The 26428-nt window shown below is 32.6% G+C and carries 22 protein-coding genes; 4 read left to right on the top strand and 18 right to left on the bottom strand.

Going from position 1 to position 26428, the window contains the following annotated elements; all coding sequences use genetic code 11:
- Positions 1 to 45: 45 nt before the first annotated feature.
- Complete coding sequence (locus ACK2WO_RS04020) at positions 46 to 411, bottom strand: DNA polymerase beta superfamily protein (RefSeq protein ID WP_414698446.1); 366 nt, start codon at positions 409 to 411, stop codon at positions 46 to 48.
- 256 nt (positions 412 to 667) lie between these two features.
- On the opposite strand from ACK2WO_RS04020, the gene ACK2WO_RS04015 reads away from it, so the two are divergent.
- Positions 668 to 1399, top strand: a complete 732-nt coding sequence (locus ACK2WO_RS04015; protein ID WP_414698445.1) for a helix-turn-helix domain-containing protein — start codon at positions 668 to 670, stop codon at positions 1397 to 1399.
- 15 nt (positions 1400 to 1414) lie between these two features.
- Positions 1415 to 2092, top strand: coding sequence for an ATP-binding protein (locus ACK2WO_RS04010; RefSeq protein ID WP_414698733.1), 678 nt, complete (start codon positions 1415 to 1417; stop codon positions 2090 to 2092).
- A gap of 150 nt (positions 2093 to 2242) precedes the next feature.
- Here ACK2WO_RS04010 and ACK2WO_RS04005 read toward each other — a convergent pair whose 3' ends face one another.
- The 11 genes from ACK2WO_RS04005 to lon all read right to left on the bottom strand — a co-directional run bounded on the left by ACK2WO_RS04005 (position 2243) and on the right by lon (position 16021).
- Positions 2243 to 2758, bottom strand: coding sequence for a 4Fe-4S binding protein (locus tag ACK2WO_RS04005; protein WP_414698444.1), 516 nt, complete (start codon positions 2756 to 2758; stop codon positions 2243 to 2245).
- Positions 2759 to 2773: 15 nt separating this feature from the next.
- Positions 2774 to 4132, bottom strand: a complete 1359-nt coding sequence (rlmD, locus tag ACK2WO_RS04000; RefSeq protein ID WP_414698443.1) for a 23S rRNA (uracil(1939)-C(5))-methyltransferase RlmD — start codon at positions 4130 to 4132, stop codon at positions 2774 to 2776.
- Between the two features lie 308 nt (positions 4133 to 4440).
- Positions 4441 to 5082, bottom strand: a complete 642-nt coding sequence (locus ACK2WO_RS03995) for a helix-turn-helix domain-containing protein (RefSeq protein WP_414698442.1) — start codon at positions 5080 to 5082, stop codon at positions 4441 to 4443.
- Positions 5045 to 5737 carry a DUF3990 domain-containing protein gene (locus tag ACK2WO_RS03990; RefSeq protein WP_414698441.1) on the bottom strand — a complete coding sequence of 231 codons (693 nt, stop codon included), beginning with the start codon at positions 5735 to 5737 and terminating at the stop codon, positions 5045 to 5047. Before ACK2WO_RS03990 ends, ACK2WO_RS03995 begins: the two co-directional genes overlap by 38 nt.
- A gap of 667 nt (positions 5738 to 6404) precedes the next feature.
- Positions 6405 to 7622 (bottom strand): NAD(P)/FAD-dependent oxidoreductase, encoded by a 1218-nt coding sequence (locus tag ACK2WO_RS03985; RefSeq protein WP_414698440.1) that lies wholly within the window; start codon positions 7620 to 7622, stop codon positions 6405 to 6407.
- A 3-nt stretch (positions 7623 to 7625) separates the two neighbouring features.
- Positions 7626 to 8072: a 4Fe-4S dicluster domain-containing protein gene (locus ACK2WO_RS03980; RefSeq protein ID WP_414698439.1), complete on the bottom strand. Its 447-nt coding sequence runs from the start codon at positions 8070 to 8072 to the stop codon at positions 7626 to 7628.
- A 13-nt stretch (positions 8073 to 8085) separates the two neighbouring features.
- The gene (gene cooS / locus ACK2WO_RS03975) at positions 8086 to 9972 is read right to left on the bottom strand and encodes an anaerobic carbon-monoxide dehydrogenase catalytic subunit (RefSeq protein WP_006439674.1); all 1887 of its coding nucleotides are present in this window, start codon (positions 9970 to 9972) and stop codon (positions 8086 to 8088) included.
- 352 nt (positions 9973 to 10324) lie between these two features.
- Positions 10325 to 10774: an RrF2 family transcriptional regulator gene (locus ACK2WO_RS03970; RefSeq protein WP_414698438.1), complete on the bottom strand. Its 450-nt coding sequence runs from the start codon at positions 10772 to 10774 to the stop codon at positions 10325 to 10327.
- Between the two features lie 372 nt (positions 10775 to 11146).
- Positions 11147 to 12313: an alanine racemase gene (alr, locus tag ACK2WO_RS03965; protein ID WP_414698437.1), complete on the bottom strand. Its 1167-nt coding sequence runs from the start codon at positions 12311 to 12313 to the stop codon at positions 11147 to 11149.
- A 477-nt stretch (positions 12314 to 12790) separates the two neighbouring features.
- On the bottom strand, positions 12791 to 13402 hold the full coding sequence (gene yihA / locus ACK2WO_RS03960; RefSeq protein WP_178411564.1) for a ribosome biogenesis GTP-binding protein YihA/YsxC: 612 nt from the start codon (positions 13400 to 13402) through the stop codon (positions 12791 to 12793).
- Positions 13403 to 13528: 126 nt separating this feature from the next.
- Entirely contained in the window at positions 13529 to 16021 is a 2493-nt protein-coding gene (lon, locus tag ACK2WO_RS03955; RefSeq protein WP_414698436.1) for an endopeptidase La, read from the bottom strand.
- Between the two features lie 357 nt (positions 16022 to 16378).
- On the opposite strand from lon, the gene ACK2WO_RS03950 reads away from it, so the two are divergent.
- Together ACK2WO_RS03950 and ACK2WO_RS03945 are read left to right on the top strand one after the other, a co-directional pair.
- Complete coding sequence (locus ACK2WO_RS03950; RefSeq protein ID WP_414698435.1) at positions 16379 to 16891, top strand: chromate transporter; 513 nt, start codon at positions 16379 to 16381, stop codon at positions 16889 to 16891.
- The gene (locus ACK2WO_RS03945; RefSeq protein ID WP_414698434.1) at positions 16879 to 17406 is read left to right on the top strand and encodes a chromate transporter; all 528 of its coding nucleotides are present in this window, start codon (positions 16879 to 16881) and stop codon (positions 17404 to 17406) included. Before ACK2WO_RS03950 ends, ACK2WO_RS03945 begins: the two co-directional genes overlap by 13 nt.
- A gap of 1014 nt (positions 17407 to 18420) precedes the next feature.
- Here the strand turns inward: ACK2WO_RS03945 and clpX are convergent.
- The 6 genes from clpX to ligA all read right to left on the bottom strand — a co-directional run bounded on the left by clpX (position 18421) and on the right by ligA (position 25815).
- Complete coding sequence (clpX, locus tag ACK2WO_RS03940; RefSeq protein WP_178411907.1) at positions 18421 to 19659, bottom strand: ATP-dependent Clp protease ATP-binding subunit ClpX; 1239 nt, start codon at positions 19657 to 19659, stop codon at positions 18421 to 18423.
- Between the two features lie 15 nt (positions 19660 to 19674).
- Entirely contained in the window at positions 19675 to 20262 is a 588-nt protein-coding gene (gene clpP / locus ACK2WO_RS03935) for an ATP-dependent Clp endopeptidase proteolytic subunit ClpP (protein WP_178411906.1), read from the bottom strand.
- Positions 20263 to 20370: 108 nt separating this feature from the next.
- Positions 20371 to 21654 (bottom strand): trigger factor, encoded by a 1284-nt coding sequence (gene tig, locus ACK2WO_RS03930; protein WP_414698433.1) that lies wholly within the window; start codon positions 21652 to 21654, stop codon positions 20371 to 20373.
- Between the two features lie 183 nt (positions 21655 to 21837).
- Positions 21838 to 22308, bottom strand: coding sequence for a YfcE family phosphodiesterase (locus tag ACK2WO_RS03925; protein WP_178411904.1), 471 nt, complete (start codon positions 22306 to 22308; stop codon positions 21838 to 21840).
- A 2-nt stretch (positions 22309 to 22310) separates the two neighbouring features.
- Entirely contained in the window at positions 22311 to 23660 is a 1350-nt protein-coding gene (gene rph / locus ACK2WO_RS03920) for a ribonuclease PH (RefSeq protein ID WP_414698432.1), read from the bottom strand.
- A 118-nt stretch (positions 23661 to 23778) separates the two neighbouring features.
- Complete coding sequence (gene ligA / locus ACK2WO_RS03915) at positions 23779 to 25815, bottom strand: NAD-dependent DNA ligase LigA (RefSeq protein WP_414698431.1); 2037 nt, start codon at positions 25813 to 25815, stop codon at positions 23779 to 23781.
- Between the last annotated feature and the right edge of the window lie 613 nt (positions 25816 to 26428).

Below are 26428 nucleotides of genomic sequence, written 5' to 3'. Positions count from 1 at the left end.
AGTATTGTCGCGATTGAGCGGTTATTTTTCTTTTCTTTTATAGTTTTAATAAGCTTTTACTAATGATACAAAATACTCATTTAGAAGCTTCCATGTTCTTTCATCTTCCTCAATTAATTTTGATTTTTCCTTTATGTTAATCAATTCATTTTCAATATAATTATTTAAAACTTGTACTCTTGGAGCTAAGCCTATTTCTGGTAATTCTTGCTTCATTTTTAATAGTTTATCCACTTCTGATTTTATTGAATTCTCCAACTCAGCTTCCATTAATTCAGAAAATAACATCGGTGGTGGACATTCTTTATCTAAAATCCATTTCGCTGCAAGTATTGGTCTGAGTACGTAAAAATACTTTTTAACCCTCACTTGCTCTCCTTTTAAATACTCCCTATAATTACTTTCCGCCATATGGTAATAATGTAATAATCCTTTTTTCTTAGAAAAATATTTTGGTGTTCATCTAATGTTATTCCTATTGTTTCTGGTTTATGACGTAATATTAGACTTATAAATCTGCTTGTTTTTATCAAATTTCCCATAGCTATACTTCCTTTTGTTTAAAACTTTTTCTTATATCTTATCATTTTTGCATAGTAAATTCTATAACTTTCATTGTATAAATTATCATTTGTTTGTCCTTCCTATATATAGTGGGTGTTTAATTATGAAAAAAGAAGTTAGTATAGATTATTTATGCAATGAAAGAGAAGGTCAATATTTAGATAGGAAAAGTGCAAGAATCAAGCCCACTGAAGTAGCAAGGCACTTAGTTGCTTTTTCAAATGCAAATGGTGGTATATTGGCAATTGGAATAGAGGATAATGGAGCAATAACAGGATTTAATTATGATAAAGCAAATTCTATAAATGATTTTTTGTATGTTCCATTTTCATGCTGCCAAGGAAATTTAATGATAGAAACAGAAATTATAGAAGTAAATGAAAAGCAAATTCTTCTATTTTTTATTGATTCTGTAGAAAATAATGTAATTAAAACAAGTGATAACAAAGTTTATCTTCGCATAGGAGATAAGTCAAAACTATTAACACATAATGAAATAACACAACTTGAATACGATAAAGGAGATAGAAGTTTTGAGGATTTAGTCATAAAAGATTCTAGTTTTGATGATGTAGATATAGAACTTTTATTAAAATACAAATATATTCTAAATACTAATCTATCATTAGAGGAAATTTTAGAAAGTAGATCTTTAATGAAAGAAGGTCATCTTACTGTTGCCGGAGTTTTATTATTCTCAAAATATCCAACAAAATTCTTACCACAAGCTAGGTTAAGACTTCTAAAATACGATGGTACAAAAATGGAAACAGGAAGAAGGTTAAATCTTATCAAAGAAATAAACTACGAATATGCTATTCCAAAAATTATTTAAGAAGTAAGACAAGCTATAAATTTTCAACTCAGAGAATTTCAATATCTTGATAAGGATGGTCTTTTCAAAATAATACCTGAATATCCTGAATTTGCTTGGTTTGAAGGTATTGTAAATAGCTTAACTCATAGGAATTATTCTATTATTGGAGATTATATTAGAGTTTCATTGTATGACGATAGATTAGAAATTTTTAGCCCTGGAAAACTTCCAAATATCGTTACTTTGGATAATATGAAAAATACCCGTTATTCTAGAAATCCAAGAATAGCAAGAGTATTGAGTGAGTTTGGATGGGTTAAAGAGCTTAATGAAGGTGTAAAAAGAATATATGATGAGATGGATGGTTTTTACCTAAATAATCCTACTTACTCTGAACCGAATAGAAACTCTGTCTTGCTTGTACTTGAAAATAGTATTACTTCAAGAACCCTAAGAGTGGAAGATAGAATACAAAAGAATTTCGATGAATCAGTTTTTAATTCTTTAAATGAATATGAAATTAAAATTGTTCAATTTCTAATGACAAATGAAAAAATAACTGTGAAAATAGCTTCCTCTTTAACAAAAAGAAGTGATGTTACATCTAGAAATAATTTAAAACAACTTGAAAGCATTGGTATTTTGCAGTGGCATGGTAGTAATAAAAAAGATCCTACTCAATATTACACTCTTAGCCCCAAATACAAATAGTTATATTTATTAAATACTCAAAAATATTTTCGAGTAACTTTCGAGTACTTTCGAGTAACTTTCGAGTAGATATAATGCTTTCTAAATATTTCCATGTAACTTCCAAGTAAAAAGGGACTTTTGCAGCTAACACTACAACAGTCCCTTTTCTTATTTATGAATTGATTTCTTCGCACATTTATTTATACACTCGCCGCATCTTATACATTCAACACTATTTGGATTTTCATACGGTTTTATACCCATTTTGCATTTTTTCCGACACAGCCCACACTTATTACAACTGCTATCCACCTTGTATCTAAACGGAGATATTTTATTAAACAATCCTAAAAACACTCCAAAAGGACACAAATATTTACAAAACGGTCTAAAAACAAATATAGACATCAAAAATACTGTCCCAAATCCAAATAATTTTACAAATATCTTAAAATCTCCAAATATACTCTTATTTTGCATAACTGACATTGGCACTAAAATAAGTAACGAAATAAATATAATGTATTTTATTTTCTTTAGATATTTTTCATAGGGAAGTTCTACAAATTTCTTAGAATACGGTATTTCAAAAATTAATTCTTGTATTATTCCAAGTGGGCAAATAGTAGAACAAGCCAATCGTCCACCTATGGCTAATATTAAAAGAATAATTAAAAATATCATATCAGACTTTCCTCTTTATTTTCTCTCTAATAATGCCACATTTTCCACATGTACTGAGTGAGGGAACATGTCAACTGGCTGAATTTCAACGCATTTGAATCCTCTTTCGTCCATATACGCTAAATCTCTCGCCAAAGTAGATGGGTTACAAGAAACGTAAACCACTCTCTCTGGATCCATAGAAACTATAGTATCAAGCACTTTTTCGTCGCAGCCCTTTCTTGGTGGGTCGACAACGACAACATCTGCTTTCTTACCTTCTTTGTACATCTTTGGAACAACTTCTTCCGCTTTTCCAGCGTAGAATTCAGTATTTTCAAGTCCGTTAAGTTCTGCATTTCTCTTAGCATCTTTTATCGCATCCTCGACAATCTCAATTCCGTAGACCTTCTTAGCTTTCTGTGCTAAGAACAGAGAAATCGTACCAATTCCGCAGTATATATCGAAAACTGTCTCATTTCCAGTTAAATTTGCATACTCTAAAGCCTTGTTGTATAGCACTTCTGTCTGCACCGGATTTACCTGGAAGAATGAAAGTGGAGATATTTCAAACACAAGATTTCCTATATAATCGTTGATTTTCCCTGTTCCACATATAACTTTATTCTCTCTTCCAAGAATTACATTTGTCTTGTTTGTATTTACATTTACTACTAAAGTCTTGAATCCTTTTATTCTTTCTTCAAGCATTTTTGCAAGTTTATTTACATTAGGTATATTTTTTCCATTTGCAACTAATACAACCATAACCTCGCCAGTTGTAAATCCGATTTTTGTAACTATGTGTCTTAAAAGACCTTTGTGTTTCACCTCATCGTACACACTTATATTATTTTCGACGATAAATTCTCTAACAACCTCGATTATTTCGTCGTTTAATTCGTGCTGAATCATACACTTAGCTGTTGGAATTACCTCGTGGCTCTTCTTTTTGTAGAATCCAATCACAGGCTCCCCTTTTCTCATCTGAACTGGGAACTGAGCCTTATTTCTGTATCTAAATGGAGTTTCCATACCGATTGTATCGTGTATAGTCGCACCTTCAATCTTACCAATTCTTGAAATAACCTGCTTAACCTCGTTAGTTTTAAGTTCAAGCTGCTTATTGTAGTCAAGCTCCTGAATCTGACATCCACCGCACATTTTTAGGCTATCGTCGCAAACTCTCTCCACTCTGTATGGTGAATGCTCGATAATCTCAACAAGATCACCAACTGCATAATTTTTCTTAGACTTGTTTATCTTTACCTTAACCTTTTCTCCAACTAATGCACAGTCCACAAAAACTGTAAACCCATCGTATTTACCAATTCCGACACCAGACTCACCCATGTCTACTATGTCTACTACATACTCTTTATTTTTCTCTAGCATAACTTCCTCCATTTTCTAAAATTTTTATCTATCTCAATCAAATTCTTTCCAAAATTTTATAACTTTAGATTTATTTTAAAATTATTTTCTCTCTAATTTTACAACTTTAGTTTTACTTTTTAATTTTTTCTCTTTTATTCTAAAATTATCTTCTCTCAAAAATAACTTATCTTAACTAAAAAAATCAATTATAATAACTTTTAAAAAAGTAAATATTATAATTTTTTCAGTACTAAAAACTATTATTCTCAAAATTTAATTTTAACAGAAAAAAGCCCTGTACTCAAGTACAAGGCTCATTCTCTATACTATTTTTCAATCAAATCTTCAATTTTACAGTTCAAAATTTTAGCTATCCGATATAATTTATCTGCACTCGCTTTATTTATATCCTTATTCCTCTGCTCATACATTTGAATTGAACGCAAACTAACTCCAGAAAGTTCAGCCAACTTACTCTGACTTAACTTGCATCTTACCCTTCTTCTCTTCAAATTTGTTTCGTGAAAATATTCTTTTAATAGAGAATCCATGATTTCAACAAACTTAGTTATATCAGCTTCATGCAATGTATAGTACATATTCTGAAGCTCCTCAAATGAAACTGCCTCAAAAATCTCAGAATAACTCCTATTAGAATACCATTGATAGTATGCAACTGCCCATCCAATCCAATACTCTCTTGTTCTAAAAAATCTATCCTCAGCTTCTATTTCAAATTCCTTGCCTGTCGTTTCATAAATTACATCTACCAAAATCTCAATACCACTTTTTCCTGTAACATACTTTGGTTCCCCAACTTCCATACTCTTACTAATAGAACTCACAAGAAATAATGTAATAAAGTCATTCGGTTGCATTTTCAAGACATTAATTGCATAATCAAATGCATCTCCTAGAGCTGACTGAGCCCTATACGCGTACATTTCTTGGTATGCGTGGATCGTCATTTTTTATCCCTCCTCTGATAATATCCTGAATATAGATACTATCATCTTCTTCATCGAACATTTCCCAATAAATTCTATTTGCTTCATCATTTCTATTTTTTCTTAATTCATAATATTCATCAACCTTAGCCTCTTCATAACCTTCATATTTCAATTTTGAAAAAGCAAATTTAGATTTAATAACTATTTGTTCTCCTAGCTTTCCAAGTTTCATGGCTCTCGCAAGCTGTTTTACAGATATTCCATTATTTAAAAAAGTTTCTGCATAATCAAAATATGAATCATCTGCACGATATCCTATAATTAAATCATATGCATTTACATTTATTCCAAAGTTATCAATTAAATATCTCTTTGCTCTTCTAGCTATTGGTGTCTTTATAGAAAACACTCTATGCTCTATTAAAACAGCAATCCAATTCAAAATTGTGTAGTCGGGGCTATTCAAGTTTAGAATTTTTAAATACTCAGTATCCAATGTATATTTATTTGAAAAACCATCTTTCATTGAAGAGACTGCCCATTCCTTTGCAAGCTCGTTACTCTCTGTACAATAGAAACCTACTCCAAAATCATTATTCTTCCTACCTTCTCCAAAAGTAGGTTGCTCTATAACATCCTTCGAACCATGATATACAGTAACTAACTTATCCATACTATCTCCTCCTCTACTTAACACAAATATATCACTATAGTGATATATTTGCAATCTATAAGTATATACTATTAGCAATAAATCCACTTTACCTTTCAAACTAATCTTAACTTTTTACCACTTTTCACCAAATTTTATATGTTGGAAATGGTAAATTTTTTAGACAATAAGTCTAAAAAATGTTATACTTATCTTAAAGAAATAGACAATAAAAAGGGAGAAATTGTAACTTAGTGGTATGAGTAATATTTCCCCAAGAAATATTTATATTTGGAGAATCACTCTTGTCTGCCAACTAGAGTGATTTTTTTATTAGATCATATATCATAGCACCTATAATCCGGATAATTATTTCATCCGAGTGCTTTATGATTATCTTCAATAACTTCTTAATAAAGTCAATAAAACAATCTAAAATTTCCAATCTATCGCCTCCTTTCTCCAACTTTCATGAGAAAGTGGTGAATAGTAGGAAACATCACTCTCAGTTACAATTTCTCTTAAATTTATTATATCATATTAACAATAATTATTTTATAAAAAATAATTATTGTTATCTTTTACAAAATTCAAACCTATACTTCAATATAAATCAAACTTTGCTACCTAAGTCTGTAAATTACTCAATTAAAAAGGCCGTTGCATTAATTGCAACAGCCTCATATTTTTAGTAATTCCAGATATACTTTCCTCTTTCTCCTGTTCCATAGAAATCAGCAAATGTTATATCAAAAATATTCTCTTTAAAGTCTACATCTATCTCATTCTTAATTATATACTGCCAAATTCCTGAATGAGAAATATCACCCTGAAGAAGAATTCCCTTAAGCTTACCGTCTCTAAGAACTGCCTTCTTGTAGTTTTTAGAATCTTCCTGCTCTACAACTTTGTCCCCTTCCTCTTCTCTTATATTTCCAAGACAAAGAGTTACTAGTCCGTAGAAGTTCATAGTATTCTTCATAGCAAATCTATCTTCGTATTTTTCCGCCATACCAGTCATATTTCTAGCTGCAGTTTTTCCCTGCTTCATAGCATTTGGCCATATTCCAGAAAGACCTGCAACATCTCCTGCTGCATAAACATCGTCCACACTAGTTTTCATAAAGTCGTCTACAACAATCCCTCTGTCTACTTCTACATTGCTTCCTTCTAAAAATCCTACTGCTGGTCTAACCCCAGCTGCAACGATTATCATATCGCAAGCAACTGTTTCTCCTGTATCAAATGTAACTGCGTGAATCTTTCCGTCCTCAGAGCACTCAGCCTTATCAGCTTTGCATCCAAGATAGAATTTTGCACCTGCTTCTTCAAATTTTCTCTGGTATTCTTCAGCTGCATGTGGATTTAACTGAACAGGAAGTATGCTAGGAGCCATTTCGACTATTGTTACATCCTTACCTCTTTCAAGAAGTCCATGTGCAGCATCAAGTCCAACAAGACCTGATCCAACGATAAGTATCTTTTCTGATTCCTCAGCCATATTATCTATCGCCTGAGCATCTCTTAAATGTCTAAGCCCAAACACGTTAGATGCCTTTCTAAAATCTCCAACTGGTGGTATAAAACTATTTGCACCTGTTGCTATTAGAAGCTTGTCGTATTTTACAACATCACCATCTAAAAGGACAACTTCCTTATTAGCTGTGTCTATTTTATCAACTCCAACCTTTTTCCAGTCTATATTGTTTACTTCAAAAAAGTCTTCACTTGTGAAGTTTAGAGTCTTTTCATCTCTCTCATGTGATATATATTTATGTAGCATACAACGAGAGTGTACAAACTGATCTTCTGAAACCATTGTAATCTCAGAGCATTTGTCTAATTTTCTTAATTCTTCAGCTGCTGTAATACCTGCAGCCCCTACACCGATAATTACATACTTCACAGATTACACCTCCTCTACATGAATTGCTTTTTTAGGACATGATTTTACGCAACTTGGCTCTCCACCATGCTCTAAGCAGAAATCACATTTTATAACTTTTGTCTTAGTTATTCTGTCTGGTTTTAATACACCAAATGGACAGTTCATTACACACATAAAGCAAGAACCACATCTTTTTTCATCGTATGTAACAAGTCCTGATTCTGGGTCTTTTTTAAGAGCACCACTCATGCAAGACATCACACATTCTGGTTCATCACAATGTCTGCAAAATACAGGACGATAATTTCCTTTTTCGTCTTTATATATAAAGTTTCTTGATTCATTTTCTGGGTCAAGAAGGTTTAGTGTGTATACATCGCCTTCATCTTTTCTGTGAGCCTGCATACATGCCACTGAGCAGTTTTTGCATCCGTCACATTTTTCGTAGTCTACAATTATTCTTTTCATATAGGCGCCCTCCTTAGATATTAAGTGCAGCACGTTTTTCTTCTATAATTTTTTCAAGAATATCAGCTGTTTCTTTTGCATCTGGGTTTATTATTACCTGTCCACCTGTCAACTGTTTCATATCTTCAGTTAATACTTTTACCGCTACATCACTTCCTGTTACAAATGGAGGTAATCCTAAGTGTAGTGGTAATCCTAAAGCAAGTCCGAAGCATCCATCAGCAAGTGCCTGTTCTTCTAGCCACTGAGCTGCTGATAATACAAGTGGTAACTGAGGTAAATCTATGCCTATAGCTTCAGCTAATTCTGTAGCTACTATTTCTAGTCTTCCTATTGCTAAACATGGACCAAAGTTTAATACTGGTGGTATTCCTAAAGATTCACATACTTTTCTTAGTTTTGGTCCAGCATATTTAGCAGCTTCTGGATTCATAAATCCGCAGTTTTCTATTCCTCCTGAAGAACATCCCGCAGTTAAAACTATTATATCTCTTGATATTAATTCTTTAACTAAATCAACACTTAAAACATCGTGTCCTCCAGCAGTTAAGTTTGAACATCCAACTACTCCTGCAACACCTTTTATTTCTCCAGCTACTAATAAGTCTATAAGTGGTTTCCAGTTTCCACCTAAGAAGTCTTTTAATGAACCTTCACTTACACCAGTTAAAGCATTGTCGAATCCATGATCTTCAAATAAGTTAAGCTCCACATTTCCTCTTCTTGATGTATAAGATTCTATTATTTTGTCTATTATCTCTTCTGAAACAGCTTCTCTGTTTTCGAAGTCGAATTCTTTTAATTCTGCATTTGCTTTTTTAGCAACGCTATCTATACATATCTGTTTTATTTTTAATTCGTCACATATTGGCTCGATTCCTGGAAGTGTACAGTTGAATTCTGATATAACTGCATCTATTGCACCAGTCGCAAGTATTGCTTCACTTGTGTAGTTGTTTCCAGCGTGTCCATCGAATATATCTTCATAATGAGCACCTCTTAGCTGTAAGTCCTGTCCAACGCAAGTACATCCAACTAATTTGAATCCTTTTGCTCCAACTGCTTCAGCCTTTTTAACAACATCTTCTTCAGTTAATCTCTTCTGAAGGTATGTAAACATTGAGTGCTGATGTCCAGTTATCATTATGTTTATGTAATCAGGGTTTACAACTCTCATTCCTACAGGAGCAAGTCTTATTTCTGGCTCTCCTAAAACTATATCGTTTAGTAGGTTTGTAAGAGTTAATCCGTATATACCTGTTGAAATTCCTAGTTTTAAGCAATCTTTTAGCATATCAACTGGGTCTGAGTTTAAGTTTGTTGAACATTTTACAACACCATGACATACTTCTGATTTTGCCCCACCAGGTAGTATTCCAAGTTCTTTCCAGTTTTCATATCTTGGAGCATAAGCCATTTTTTTGATTAATTTCATTTCTTCAAATTCAGGAAGATATAAATCAGCTAATACAGCATCTGCAACCATTTCTGCTCTTTTGTGCATATCTTCTTCATGTATTTCAAATATATCTGCTAATTTATTTAACGCATTTATTCCTTTTATTTCGCCTTTTTTCTGAGCTACGTCTTTTACGTTTCTTGCTGTATTTTCAACAACGTGTATGTAGCATCCTGATCCTGATGCAACTGCTCTTAAAAAGTTTCTTGTAACTATTGTGTCTGCATTTGCTCCACATATTCCTCTTGGAGACTCTGGAGTTATTCTACAAGGCCCATTTGAACATAGTCTACAGCAAACTCCCTGTAAACCGAATCCACATTTAGTTTTCTGAGTGTCTACTCTGTGATGAGATGTTTCAAAAGGAAGGTTTCTTATGTAACCTTCTAAAGGTTTGTCTGCACTTTTACATGTATTACAGCCATAGCATTTATGATTCATTGTTCTACCTCCTGATATTGGAAATTAATTTTTTAAATTATTTTTTATTATTTTATTATTGCTGTTTTTTATTGCTTCGATTAAAAAATTGATGAATTTGTTATTTTGTTTTGACGTTTTATCTTTTGCATTTTTTTTTATTTTGTACTTCTTTTTATCTTTTGTATTTATTTTAAATTTTTAGTTCAGATTTTTATTTAGACTATTTTAGTCCACTTTAATCCTAAAAATTTTTTAGCTTGAATCCATACAAGTTTTACCATTCTTGAATTTATACAAGCTTTTTTGTTTTTTAATATGCAAAATTTAACCTTTTTGATACTGATTTTTTAACACTGCTTAGTGCTAATTTTTATAATATACTTTTCCTAGTGTCGAAGCTTTTACACTCTCCACAATCGAAGTCTTTATCTTCTAATATTTCATTTAGACTTCTTCTTTTTAGTAGCATCTCTACCTGATTTTGAATATAGATTAGCTCCTTATGTACCTTGCACATCCCATTTGCTCCATTTCTGCTACAGAAATTATTTATACATTCCATAACTGCAAAATCTGGCTCAACTGCGATTATTACATCATAAAGAGTTAGTTCGTTTAGGTCTTTTTTTAAACTATATCCTCCATTTGCTCCCCTTTTTATCTCTACTATGTCGCTCTTTGCAAGCTTTTTGATAATCTTGTAAGCAAATGCCTCTGGTAGGATTTCTCTTTCGCATATTGTTTTGATTGTTAATTTTTCTTCGTCTTTTAGTGCCCTCACAATTCTTATTGCATAGTCACTTTCCCTTGTAAATAACATTTTCCATCACCTACTATGTCTTAATCTTATCAAACTAGATAATTTTTGTCAACATTATTTTGTTAAATTTTTTTCATCTAAATAAGGCGATTTATAAAAGTCTGTTGAAAAACAAAAGGGATAATATATGTATCCTCCTCTCCAGGCGATCGAGTCGCATTGTCGAGTTCGGTTACATATATTATCCCTTTCTTTTGCTTTTCAAACAGACTTTATATAAATCGTTACTTATTTAATACGAAAACATATTTAACAAAATTGTTGACTGCAAATTTACGTGGTTGGTAAATTTGCTTGTTGTTAGTATTTCGTTTGTAGTTTTTTATCGTAAGTATATTTATTTTTAGTTATGTGGTTGGCTATAGTTTGTTTTTAGTATCTTAGGTAGTCGTCGTATTTTATTATATCCTCGTGTTCGATGAATACTCTAGGTATTCTTCTTGAGATGTTGCACATTATTTCATGGGCAATTGTTCCGCAATCATCAGCAAATTCACTTATGCTAACCCCACCTTTTCCAAATACTACAGCTTCATCTCCAACTTTTATGTCGTCATCCATTCCTATTTTTATCATGCACTGATCCATGCAGATTCTTCCAACTACTTCATAGTCTTTTCCGTTTATACAAACTTTTGGATTTTTTCTTCCTCTAACAAATCCGTCTGCATATCCTATTGCAAGTGTAGCAATTCTTTCTTTTTCCTTTGCTTCGTAAGTGCATCCGTAGCTTATTTTTTCGCCAGGCTCTATTGTTTTTATATGAGAAACCCTAGTTTTTATAGTCATTACAGGCTCAACAGGTACTCTTTCTTTCATAATATCATCTGAAGGATAGCATCCGTACATGATTATCCCAGCTCTTACCATGTCGAATTTTAAATCGTCGCAATCCACTATAGCTGCACTATTTGCTGCGTGCACCAATGGCACTTCAACACCTTCTTCTTTTAATCTATTTAACATATACTTGAATTTTTCGCCCTGCATTTCAGTAAAACTCTTGTCAACTTCATCGGCTGCAGCAAAATGAGTAAATATCCCCTTAATACTAATTCTATCCATTTCGCTTATTTCCTTAATCTCACAAACAGACTCCTCAGTAACCTTAAATCCTAGTCTGTTCATTCCTGTATCTATCTTTATATGAACTTTTGCGTCCATCTCAAGCTCCTCAGCTGCTTCATTTAACTTCACCGCATCCTCCATAGAATAAACAGTGAACATAACATCGTTTCTGATTATATCTCTATATCTCTGCTCTGGAGTGTAGCCAAGTATCAAAATCGGAAGCTCAAGACCTTTTCTTCTAAGCTCCATAGCCTCCTCTGCCCTAGAAACTGCAAGATACTCTACATCATTTTCCTCTAAAGTCTTTGCAATCTCAACAGAACCATGTCCATAAGCATCAGCCTTTACGATTCCACAAATCTTTTCTCCATTATTTAAAACATTTCTTATGCTCTTTAAATTTCTCTTAAAAGCATCTAAATCTATTTCTGCCCAAGCAACCGCCTTAATTCTACTCTTATCTATCATCTAAAAACCCCCAGTCTAAACTAATATCTAATCTATCTAAAAAATCTTATTCCTTAAAAAAATATAACAATTAATAATTTTATGCATCATTAAACTAAACTCTCGATACATAAAATCAAAAATCGCTTAATAAACTATATAATAATATAAATTACTTTACTGCATAAAAAAAGAACCACAGTATATCAGTTTTTGACATACTGCGGTCCCATATATTCCATCTAACAAACAGTATAGAAAACTACTACGAAATAACTAATGATTTGTATTATGGTAGCTAAATCAAAATTTTAGATAAAGTTTCTCTTTTGCTAGTAATTTCAAACAAATCGCACTCGACAATCTGGAAATGCCTCGCAACAATTTTAAGGTCTTATATAATTGTGCGAGGCATTGAAGCCTGGAGAGTAGATTGTTTGAAATCACTAGCATAAAAAGAGAGGCTTTAGCAAAATTTTGCCTTAGCCCCTCCAAATACTAATCTTCAGTTATTTCGTATCCATGTTTTCTATACTGCTCAACTATTTCACTCCATAGTTCTTCTATTCCAGTTTTTTTAGATGAAGATACAGGTATTATCTTTTCATCCTTTTCTAACTGAAGTTTCTTTCTTATCACACTTAAATGTTTTAAATACTGTCCTCTAGATATCTTATCTGCTTTTGTCGCAACAACAACACAGTCATATCCGTAGTATTTTATCCAGTCGTACATCATCTTATCGTCTGCTGTAGGTTCATGTCTTATATCTACAAGAAGGAATATCGCACAAAGCTCTTCCCTATCCTGAAGGTATCTCTCCATTACCTGTCCCCACTTATCCTTTTCAGACTTAGCAACCTTTGCATATCCATACCCTGGTAAATCAACAAAGAAAAACTCCTTATTTATTAAGTAGAAGTTTATTGTTCTTGTCTTACCTGGTGTAGAACTTGTTCTAGCGAAATTTCTTCTGTTAAGTAAAGCATTTGTAAGTGATGATTTACCCACGTTAGATCTCCCAGCTAGTGCTATCTCAGGTATTCCGTCTGTAGGATACTGGTGTCTATGTACAGCACTCATCGTTATCTCTGAGCTTCTTATTTTCATACTTTCACCGTCCTTTTCTATTTATAAACTCGCAATAATTCAAACCAATAATTTTTAAAAGAGCTTCCTAAAAATAAAATTAGCTCTTTTAAAAATATTTTCCATTAACGTATTTTACATCAACAATTATATTAACGCTTCTTTTAAAACATCGTCCATTGTCTCAACTAATACGAATTCCATATCTTCTTTTACATTTTCTGGTATTTCGTCTAAATCAACTTCACATTCTACAGGAAGAAGTGCTTTTTTCACCCCTGCTCTATGTGCTGCTAATAATTTTTCTTTAACTCCACCAACAGGAAGCACTCTACCTCTTAGAGTTATTTCACCAGTCATAGCTATATTTCCTGGAACTCCTCTACCTGTAAGCGCTGATATTACAGCAAGAGCCATAGTTATACCAGCTGAAGGGCCGTCTTTTGGAGTAGCTCCTTCTGGTAGATGTATATGTATATCTGTATTTTTGTAGAATTCTGGGTCTATGCCTAATTCTTCAGCTCTAGATCTTATGTATGATATACCTGCTCTAGCTGATTCTTTCATAACATCTCCTAGCTGACCTGTAAGCACTATTTCTCCCTTACCTTTAAGCACGTTTACCTCTACTTCAAGAGTAACTCCTCCTACTTCTGTCCATGCAAGACCAGTTACAAGACCTACTCTTGGCTCATCCTTAGCTAAATCGTATTTGAATACTTCTTTACCTAAGAATTCTGGAAGGTCCTCCATTTTAACATCGTATCCTTCTAGGCTTGGATCTTCAACGTATTTTTTAGCTACTTTTCTACAAACTTTTCCTATTGTTCTTTCTAATGTTCTAACACCTGCTTCTCTAGTGTATGAGTTTATTAATTTTCTCATAACCTCTTCGTCCATTGTAACGAATCCTTCAGCAAGTGCATTTTCTTTTATCTGTTTTGGAAGAAGGTATTTCTGAGCTATGTTTAATTTTTCTTCTTCTATATATCCAGAAATTCTTATAACTTCCATTCTGTCTAATAATGGTCTAGGCACAGTATCTAAAGTATTTGCAGTTGTTATGAATAATACTTTTGATAAATCGAAAGGTATTTCCATGTAGTGGTCTACAAATCCTTTGTTCTGTTCTGGGTCTAGTACTTCTAGCATTGCTGAAGCTGGATCTCCTTTATAATCAGATGCCATTTTATCTATTTCGTCTAGTAGGAATACTGGATTCTTGCTGCCAGCTTCTTTCATTCCATTGATTATTCTACCTGGAATTGCACCTACATAAGTTCTTCTGTGTCCTCTTATTTCAGCCTCATCTCTAACACCACCAAGAGAAAGTCTAGTGTATTTTCTTCCTAGTGCTCTAGCTACAGACTTAACTATAGATGTTTTACCAACCCCTGGAGGCCCAACAAGACAGATTATCGGCCCTTTTGGAGTCTTAGATAATTTTCTTACTGATAAATATTCAAGTATTCTTTCTTTAACCTTATCTAATCCATAGTGGTCTTCATTTAATACTTCTTCAGCTTTTTTAACATCTAATTTTTCTTTAGTTTCCTTATTCCAAGGAAGTGAGAATATCATATCTAAATAGTTTCTACTTACTGATGAATCTGGTGCTGCTGAGCTCATTCTAGCAAATTTATCTATTTCCTTAGCTATTTTTTCTTTAGTTTCTTTTGGAGCTTTTAAAGTTTTTAGCTGTTTTCTGTATTTATCAGCTTCACTTGATGTGTCCTCATCTTCTCCAAGCTCTTTCTGGATAGCTCTCATCTGTTCTCTTAAATAATATTCTTTCTGAATTTTATTCATCTGTTTTTTAACTCTTAAAGCTATTTTTTTCTCTATCTTCATTATTTCAACTTCTTCTAATAAGATAGTAAATATAAGCTCTAATCTGTTTTTAACATCGAATTCTTCTAATATTTCCTGTTTTTTCTCAGGTTTTAGGTAGATATTTGCAGCTATTGTATCCACTAATCTACCGTAATCGTCTATTTCTGCAAGACTTATTAATATCTCAGGAGATATTTTATTTCCTATATTTATATAGTCCTCAAAAGCATCCATAACATTTCTAACTAATGCCTCTATTTCAACATCATTTTCTATGCTTTCAAGTTTTTCCTCTTTTGAATCTTTACTTTCTATTGATTCTTCATCTGCATTTACTTCTTCACATGCTTCTGTTTTTTCTTCAGCACATGAATCTTTATCTTCTTCACATGCTTCTATGTTAGTTTCTACATCTAAATCTACATTTGCAAAATCTTCATCACTTAATTCAACTATTTCCTCGATTATTGCTTTGTAGTACCCTTCTTCATTATCTATTTCTTTTATAGTACCTCTTGTTAGCCCCTCAACAAGTACCCTAACTGTATCTCCAGGTAATTTTATCATCTGTTTAACTTTTGATATAGTCCCCACTTTGTAGAAATCATCCTCATCTGGATTATCTATTTCTGGATCCTTTTGAGAAGTAAGGAATATAACCTCGTCGTTTAACATAGCTTCTTCTAAAGCTTTTAAAGACATTTCTCTACCTATATCAAAGTTTAATATCATATATGGGAATATTGCTAATCCTCTAAGTGGGATTACCGGTAATTCACGTTCAATTTTAGTATATTTTTTACTCATATTCAGTTCCTCATCTCCTTTTTTAAGAATTTCACTGCTTTTACTATTATATCTTTACAGATATTAATTTTCAACCGAAAATGTTTTGAATTTTATCATTTAATAGATTATTATATCGTTTTATTGCCCTATTTGCAATTATTTTTTTATTGCCACATAACAGGTCTATTTACAGTTATTTTTTATTATCAGATTATACACCTATTTACAATTATTTTTTACTATCACGCCTCTATTTATTATTATACCCTATTTTATATAATATATTACAAAATAATATTAACTTATATATTATATGATATAATATAAATTGATTTGAATTTAAAAAACTTCAATCTATTTACAAGGAGGATTAAAATGCTCAAACTTTTTTTAACATTTTTTAAAATAGGTTCATTTACTTTCGGCGGAGGTTACGCCATGGTTCCCCTAATCCAAGATGAGCTTGTAAAAAAGCAAGGATTAGTCAGTGAAGAAGAATTTCTAGACTACCTTTCTATAGCTCAAAGTTATCCCGGTGTTTTGGCAGCAAATATTTCTATACTTCTAGGCTATAGAATAAATGGAATAAAAGGTGTTTTAGTTTGCCTACTTGGAGCAACTATGCCTTCATTCTGTATAGTTATAGCTTTAGCGTATTTATATTTTGCCAACTCATCTTCTAAGATTCTCGACGGATTCTTTAGAGGTGTAAACCCAGTTGTAATCGCACTTATATTATATTCATTCTTAAAAATGCTGGATAAACTGCCTAAGACTAAAAGAAATATGATTTTCTTAGTTGTTTCTTTTGTCGCTGTGGCATTCTTCAATATAAGTCCAATATATTTAATATTATTAGGAGGTGTATATAGCTTATGTCTAAAATAATACTTCTCTTCCTAATATTCTTAAAGATTGGTGCATTCAGCTTTGGTGGAGGCTATGCGATGCTTCCATTTATACAGCAAGAATTTATCAATAAGTATCACTTTATAACAAACCAGGAATTCTTAGACTTACTTGCAATATCTCAGTCAACTCCTGGACCAATAGCAATAAATAGTGCTACATTTGTAGGTTTCAAAACTGCTGGTTTTTGGGGATCACTTGCAGCATCTGTAGGTGTTGTTATATTCTCACTTGTAGGACTTACAATCATATCTCATTTATTGGATAAGTTTAAGGATAATAAAAAAGTTGAAAATCTGCTAACAGTATTAAGACCGATAACACTTGGTTTTATACTTGCTGCAGCAGTATCTTCTGGTAAAGAAATTACTTGGGGACTTTATGATGTCGTTGCCTTTTTAGTGGCATTGTATTTATTAAAGAAAGAAAAAGTTGGGTCAATAGCTATTGTATTTATCTTCGGAGCAATAGGTATATTAATGGCCTTTTTATAAATTATAGAAAAAGAGCAAGGAATGTCGTAGTATTTCTATAGGCATCTACTTAATTTAATAATAACAACCTTCCTCTCCAGGTTTCGAACTTCGCCCTTTCTAAGCGTTAGCTTTTCAAACCTAACGCAAAAAGGATGCGAAGTTCTGCAAATTGTCGAGTTCAGGTTGCATATTATCAATTAAGTAGATACCTTAGAAATAACCTACTCCATTCCTATTTTTTTACATATTTTTAAAAAGTGCCACAAATAGTTCCAAATTACTCATAAAATAAGTACCCTTAGCTTATTGTTCCCAACTTTTTCTCCTTTATAAATACAATCCTATTAAAAAGTACACTGACATCATTTCCGTATAGAGATTGGTTTGAATATTATAAAATATATAAAACTTTAGTTTATCTTATTTTAGTATTTATACATATTTTACAAACTGCTACTATTTCGCATTTTTCAGACTAAATCTGTACTAAACTTATGATATGCTCACAAACTATTAGTTCATAAAGAAAATATAATATAGTTTACGCAATTTGTAAGGGATGTCATAAGTTTATTGTCATCTCTCTTTTTTTATTTGCTAACTTTTAAATTTTTTATTTGGTATTTTTCTGTAGAACAGTCTTACTTTTGGAATTGGTACGATGTTAGTCCTCTGTTCAACAATCTGCAGAACTTTGCAACCTTTTTGTTAGCTTGAAAAGCTAACTCTTAAAAAAGGGCAAAGTTCGAAGCCTGGCGAATGAGGACAACATCGTGCTAATTCCTTCAAGCAATTTTACAAACTGTTCCTATTTCGCATTTTTCAGACTAAATCTGTACTAAACTTATGATATGTAGCTACACTATGGTTCAAAAAAATTAACATACTGACGCAAAAAGAAGGGTATTGAAATTAACAGCGACAATCTGCAGAACTTTGCATCCTTTTGTTAGCTTGATAAAGCTAACTCTTAAAAAGGAGCAAAGTTCGAAGCCTGGAGCGTTAATTCAATACCCTTCTTTGCGTTCTATATTAATTTTCTTTGTAAACTATAGTTGGCTGCACATCATTGTCTAGTACAGATTCCTTAGTCACTATTACTTTTTCAACATTTTCTTCAGATGGTACTTCATACATTGTATCCATCATTATGTTTTCAACTATACTTCTTAGACCTCTGGCACCAGTGTTTCTGTCTATAGCTTTTTTAGCTATTTCTCTTAGTGCATCGTCTTCAAATTCTAGTTCAACATCTTCTATATCGAATAATTTTTTGTACTGTTTTACTAATGCATTTTTAGGTTCTTTTAGTATTGTAACTAATGCATCTTCATCTAGCATATTTAATGTAGCTATTACTGGGATTCTACCTATAAATTCTGGTATTATACCGTATTTTAGTAAATCCTCTGGTAGTACATTTTCATATATTTTTCCTAAGTCTAGGTTTTTCTTGCTTTCTATCTTAGCTCCGAATCCTAGAGTTTTTTCACTAGATCTTCTCTGGATTATCTGTTCTAATCCGTCAAATGCTCCACCTAATATGAATAGTATATTAGTTGTATCTATTTTTATAAATTCCCGGTTTGGATGTTTTCTTCCGCCCTGTGGTGGAACGTTAGCTACAGTTCCTTCTAATATTTTTAGAAGTGCCTGCTGAACACCTTCTCCGCTGACATCTCTTGTTATAGATACATTTTCTGATTTTTTAGCTATTTTATCTATTTCGTCTATGTAGATTATACCTTTTTCAGCTTTTTCTACATCATTATCTGCAGCCTGGATTAGTTTAAGAAGTATGTTTTCAACGTCTTCCCCAACATAACCAGCTTCTGTAAGAGCTGTTGCATCTGCCATAGCAAATGGAACGTTTAGTGTTTTAGCAAGTGTCTGAGCAAGTAATGTTTTACCAGAACCTGTTGGCCCTAAGAGTAATATATTACTTTTCTGTATATCTACATCATTTTCAGAATTGCTGTATATTCTTTTATAATGATTGTAAACTGCAACAGATAAAGCTTTTTTAGCTTTTTCCTGACCTATTACATAATCATTTAATATTTCCATCATTTCCTTTGGTTTTGGTAATGAATCGATTGATGTTGTTTCTTCGTTAGCTTCTTCAAATTCTTCTCTGATTATATCTTCGCAAAGTTCAACACATTCATCACATATACAAACATCTGGACCTGCTATTAATCTTCTTACCTGATCCTGAGTTTTTCCGCAGAAAGAGCATTTTAGCTGTTTTTTATCATCAAATTTTGCCATTAAAATTCTCCTCTCTTATAATGGTTTATTTGTTATAACTTCATCTATTAATCCGTATGCAAGTGCTTCATCGGCTTCCATGAAGTTATCTCTTTCTGTATCTGCCATTATTTTTTCTAATGGCTGACCTGTATTTTCAGAAAGTATCTGGTTTAATTTTTCTTTCATTCTTATGATTCTCTTAGCCCGGATTTCTATTTCAGTTGCCTGTCCCTGAGCTCCACCTAGTGGCTGATGTATCATTATTTCACTGTTTGGAAGTGCGTATCTCTTACCTTTTGCACCTGCAGAAAGTAAGAATGCACCCATAGATGCAGCCATTCCTATACATATAGTACTAACATCTGGTTTTATATAGTTCATTGTATCGTATATAGCCATACCAGCTGTTATACTTCCACCTGGTGAGTTTATGTAAAGATGTATATCTTTATCTGGATCTTCTGCTTCTAAGAATAAAAGCTGAGCTACTATAAGTCCTGCAGTATCATCATTTACCTCATCACATAAGAATATTATTCTGTCTTTTAATAATCTAGAGAATATATCATAAGATCTTTCCCCTCTTCCTGTCTGTTCAACAACATAAGGTACTAATGCCATTTTATGTAACCCCTTTCTTTTTTTGCATTCAATATAAGGCTGCCTAAGATACATACATATCACTTTAGACAGCCTTGTTTTTTCAAATATTTATAGACTAATTATAAACTATGCTATTGTAGCATTTTCAACTAGGAAGTCTATAGTTTTTCTAACTCTAAGCTGACCAGCTATATCTTCTAAATCTTCTGGTCTTAAAGCTTTTTTCATTTCTTCTACTTCCATTTTGTACATTTCTGCCATTTTAGCTAATTCAGCATCAACGTCTTCTTCAGAAGCTTCTATGTTTTCTAATTTAGCTACTTCGTCTAATACAAGAGTTCCTCTTACTAATCTTTCAGCGTCTTCTCTTCTTTCTTCTCTTAATCCTTTTAAGTCTTTACCAGTTATTTCTAATAACATTTCCATCTGTAATCCCTGGCTCATTAACTGATAGTTTAATTCCTGCATCATTCTATCTAACTGATCTTCTACCATAGCGTTTGGAGTTATGAAGTCTGCTGCTTCAGCTATTTTGTTTACTATTTCTTCTCTTACCTGATTTTCAGCCATGTTTTCAGCCTGTTCTTCTAGGTTAGATTTTATATCAGCTTTTAATTCATCTAAAGTTTCGAATTCAGTAGTATCTGCTGCGAATTCATCGTTTAATTCAGGTATTTCTCTAACTTTTATAGCGTTTATTTTAACTTCGAATTTAGCTGGTTTAGAAGCTAAATCTTCTCTTGAGTATCCTTCTGGGAATGTTACATTAACTTCTACTTCTTCATTTAAAGCTTTTCCAACTAACTGTTCTTCAAAGTTGTCTATGAATGTGTGAGATCCTATTGTTAATTCGTATCCTTCAGCGTTTCCACCTTCGAATTCTTCTCCATCAACAAATCCTTTGAAGTCTATGTTTACTATATCTCCGTCTTCAACATTTCTTTCAACGTCTACTAATCTAGAGTTTTTGTCTAACATTCTGTTTAATTCTTCTGTTATCATTTCTTCAGTTACTTCTGGAACATCTTTAGTAACTTCTACACCTTTGTAGTTTTCTAATTTAACTTCTGGTCTAACTTCTACTTCTACAGACATAACTAATCCGTTGTCTTTGCTTATTTCATCTACATCTATAGATGGAGCACCTATTGGAAGTATACCTGTTTCTTCTACAGCTGGTACGAATACTTCTGGGAATAATGCATCTATAGCATCTCCGTAGAATATTCCTTCACCGTAGTTCATTTCTATTATTTTTCTAGGAGCTTTACCTTTTCTGAATCCTGGTATGTTGTATCTACCTCTAGTTTTTTTGTAAGCTTTTTCAACTGCTCCGTTGAATTTATCGTAGTCTACAGTTATTTTTAAAGTAACTACGTTACCTTCTTTTTTAAGTAATTCTGCTTTCATTTCTTAAAAATCCTCCTAATATACTTTGAGATATTATAATATGGTATTTTTATCCATTATAATTCTATATAACCATTTAATTATATCACATAACTTTTTTTAAATACAACCTTTCTTATGATTATATTTCGATTATTTGACTATTTTTTTGCCTTTTCAAAAAAGTTACAGATATTTTTCAAATTAAATTTCTATTTCCTTAACTTTTATACTCTCTCCATCTATTTCTAATATAGCAAATCCTCTATTACTTCCACCTCTTGGAAGAGAAAGGCTCCCTGGATTTATATAAAGAGCACCATTTATTATTTCTGAAAAAGTCTCATGAGAATGACCAAACACAACTATATCTGCTCCTTCTCTCTCTGCTTTTGTCTGTAAAAGATTTGTTCCGTATTTCACATCGTATCTGTGTCCGTGGCATACGAAAAATTTCTTCCCTGCAAAATCGAATAATAATTCATCCTCTGCATCTTCAAAGTCGCAGTTTCCAACAACTGCCATAACATTTACACCCGTTTCAGTATAAATATATCTTGCATCAGAGTAGTTATCCCCTGCATGTACAATAAGGTCGCAGCCTTTTAAATAAGGAATTGCCTTATCTATGTTCCTAATCATCCTATGTGTATCGCTAACTATTCCTATTTTCATATTTATCTCACAACCCTTTTAACAAATTCTTCTTTCATCTTTTTAAGTGCATTTGCTCTATGGCTCATGCTGTTTTTGATTTCTGGATCTATTTCTCCAAATGTCTTATCAAATCCATCTGGCATAAACATACAGTCATATCCGAATCCATTTTCTCCATGTTCCTCAAATGTTATCTTTCCTTCAACAGTTCCCCTAACTGTAAATTCTTTACCATCTGGAAGTACAACACCTATCGCACTTACAAATCTTGCAGTTCTATCTTCCATTGGAACGTCCTTCATAGCTTCGAATAATTTTACTCTGTTTTCTTCATCAGTTGCATGTTCTCCAGCATATCTTGCTGAGTATATACCCGGTTTTCCTCCTAAACAATCAACAACTAATCCAGAGTCATCTGCTATAGATATTTTATTAGTTAATTTTGAAATTGTTCTAGCCTTTATTAAAGCATTGTGTTCAAAAGTTTTTCCGTCTTCTATTATTTCTATTCCATCTAAGTTTACATCTTTTAAAGACATAACATTATAGTCGAAATCTTTTAGTATGTCCCCTATTTCCTGTAATTTGTGTTTATTTCCTGTAGCTATTACCACGTCTTTTCCGTAGTCCATACCAAGCACAGCATCTCCTATTTCTGGGATTGCAGCTCTCTGTATTTTTATTAGCTCTTTGTTTCCTTTTTCCCCTAGTTCTAATAATTTGTTTAAATCTTCTCTACTAAATGGAGCTTCTTCTCCAGTTCCCTGAACTTCTACAAATTCACCTTTGTCTGTCATTACAAAGTTCATATCTACTTTAGCTGCAGAGTCTTCTTCGTAGCAAAGGTCTAATATATGCTCGTCGTTTAAAACACCTGCACTTATTGCAGATACGAAATTCTTTATAGGAAGTTTTTTGATTTCTTTATTCTGATAAAGTCCGTAAATTGCCTGAGCTGCTGCAACAAACCCACCAGTTATTGAAGCTGTTCTAGTACCTCCATCTGCCTGGATAACATCACAGTCAACCCATATAGTTCTCTCACCTAATAAATCTAAATCTATAACAGATCTTATTGCTCTCCCTATTAATCTCTGTATTTCCTGAGTTCTTCCGTCTATCTTTCCTCTAACAGAATCTCTTATCTTTCTCTGCTGAGTTGAACTTGGTAGCATAGAATACTCTGCATTTATCCAACCTGTACCTGTATTTCTTAAAAATGGTGGCACTTTATCTTCAACTGTAGCTGTACATATTACCTTAGTTTCTCCCATTTCGATAAGTACAGACCCTGCTGCGTATTTTGTAAAATTCGTAGTTATCTTGACTGGTCTTATCTCATTATTTGCTCTATTTCCTAATCTTTCCATATTGAAAAATCACCTCTTATTTAGTTTTTTATATTAATTAATTTTATTTTTTATTCTATATTTAATTTTTTCTATTCTACATCACTCTTGTTAATTTATAATATTGAAAAATCCTATATTACATTCCTAGTTCTGCCAATACTTCTTCCTTGCTTCCCATTTCAGATAATTTTAAGAACATATCCTCGTCGATTACCTTTATTCCTAAATCATTAGCCTTAGTTAATTTTGAGCCAGCTTCCTCTCCAGCAAGCACAAATGTAGTAGACTTGCTCACACTTGAAGTAGCCTTTCCGCCTCTAGGCTCTATAATCTCCTTAGCCTGATTTCTTTTTAATGTAGGAAGTGTACCAGTAAGAACTATCTTCATACCTTCAAATAACTGCGGTATACCCTCAGATTTATCCTCACCTGCTTCAGTATTTACCCCAGCATCTTTTAACTTCTTAATAACTGCTAAATTCTGCTCTTCTCTAAAGAATTTTACAACACTCTCAGACATAATACTTCCAAACTCTTCAAGCTGCTGTAATCTCTCAACATCGGCGTTCATTATCTCATCTAAACTACTAAAGTTTGAAGCTAGTATCTTAGCCCCTTTCACACCGACAAATCTAATTCCTAACCCATTTATCAATCTCCATAGGTCATTTGATTTTGATTTTTCGATTGCTTTAATTAAATTATCAGCAGATTTTTCTCCCATTCTCTCAAGCGGTACAATCTGCTCTTTTTTTAGATAATATATATCAGAAACGTCTTTTATTAGACCTTCTTTTAGGAATAATGTGATTATTGACTCACCCATACCATCTATGTCCATGGCCTCTCTCGAAACAAAGTGAATCATTCCCCTTCTAATCTGAGCTGGACAAGAGATATTTATACACTTAACTGCAGCCTCACCTTCAAGTCTAACTGTTGGCTCACCACACTCTGGGCAAACACTAGGCATTACGAAATCTTTCTCATCCCCTGTTCTATCCTCTTTCACAACCTCAACTATCTGTGGAATAATATCTCCAGCCTTTTGAACTATAACATGGTCAAATAATTTTATATCCTTTTCTCTGATAAAGTCCTCGTTGTGAAGAGTCGCCCTACTAACAGAAGTCCCCGCTAGTCTAACAGGCTCAAGAATAGCTGTTGGAGTGATTGTACCTGTTCTACCAACCTCTACCTCTATATCTAAAATCTTGCTCTTCTTTCTCTCAGCTGGGAATTTATAAGCAATAGCCCATCTTGGACTCTTAGCTGTAAATCCCATCTCATTTCTCTGCTCTATGTTGTTTACCTTAACAACCATACCATCTATATCAAATTTTAAACTTCCTCTGTTTTCAGTCCAATACTCAATAAACTCAATTACCTCGTCTATTGATTTACAGATTTTGTAGTTTTCACTAACTGAGAATCCCAGTTTTTTAAGGTATTCTAATGAATCAGAATGTGTATCTATTCCCTCTAATTCGTTGATATTTTCTAGGTTAAACACGAATATATCTAAAGGTCTTTTTGCAGTTAGCTTTGAGTCCAACTGTCTAAGTGATCCAGCTGCTAAATTTCTTGGATTGGCAAATATCTGTAGGTCGTGCTCTTCCTGATATTCATTGACCTTTTCAAAGTTTTCTTTAGATATATAAACCTCTCCTCTGACGATTATCTCTCTCTTGTCGTCAATCTTTAGAGGAACACTTTTTATCGTCATGGCATTTTTAGAAATATCCTCTCCAATTATCCCATTTCCTCTAGTTGCAGCACTTTTGAACTCTCCGTTTTCGTAAGTTATCCCTACAGAAAGTCCATCTATCTTAAACTCAACAACATACTCTACATCCCCGTCAGTCATCTCCCTTACTCTTCTGTCAAAATCTCTTAAATCTTCAGCAGAGTATGCGTTTGATAGACTAAGCATCGGATTTTTGTGCGTAACCTGGTCAAACTTATCAAGTGCCATCCCCCCAACTCTGTTAGAAGGAGAATCCACTCTCTTGAACTCTGGGTTTTCTGCTTCGAGCTTGATTAACTCTTTCATAAGCATATCATACTCGAAGTCTGAGATTTCTGGTGTATCTTGGTTGTAGTATTTGTCGCTGTGGTAATTTATTTTGTCTATTAGATTATCTATTTGTAGTTTTATATCTTCTTTTCCCATAAAGTTTCCTCTCTAGCGTTTATTTTTAAGAAAGAATTATTTATCCCTTATTGAAGGATATTTTTATTTTTTAATTCTTTCTATATTTAATTATATCAAATTTGTTGAATTAGACATAAAAAATATAAAAAAAGAAGAAACAATTAAAACCTCTGTTATTAAAACTTCTCTTTATTTTTATTTATTATACTTTTATAAATAATTTTATCAGTTATAACTGATAAAATGCCTAAAAATATCATTTTTATTAGTTATAACTAACAAAATCACCAAAAACACTCTTTTTATCACTTATAACTAACAAAATTTTCAAACTAACCAAAAATATACTTCTAAAAAATAATAACTAACTGAAAAAGAGGGGCAATTATACTTTATTTGTAACTGTCGCAACTTGATTGCGCGTTACAAATAAAGTATATTGACCATCTATCCCTTTTACCAAAGATATACCTCTAGCATTCTTCCTCAAAGAACGCTTTTAAAAATAATGATAAACTTAAAAAGAGGGGTGAATATACTCCATTTGTGACTGTCGCAACTTGATTGCGCGTTACAAATAAAGTATATTGACCATCTATCCCTTTTACCAAAGATATACCTCTAGCATTCT

Source organism: Peptacetobacter sp. AB845, assembly GCF_047528295.1.
GTDB lineage: Bacteria > Bacillota > Clostridia > Peptostreptococcales > Peptostreptococcaceae > Peptacetobacter.
This window is presented reverse-complemented; position numbering and strand designations above follow the sequence as displayed.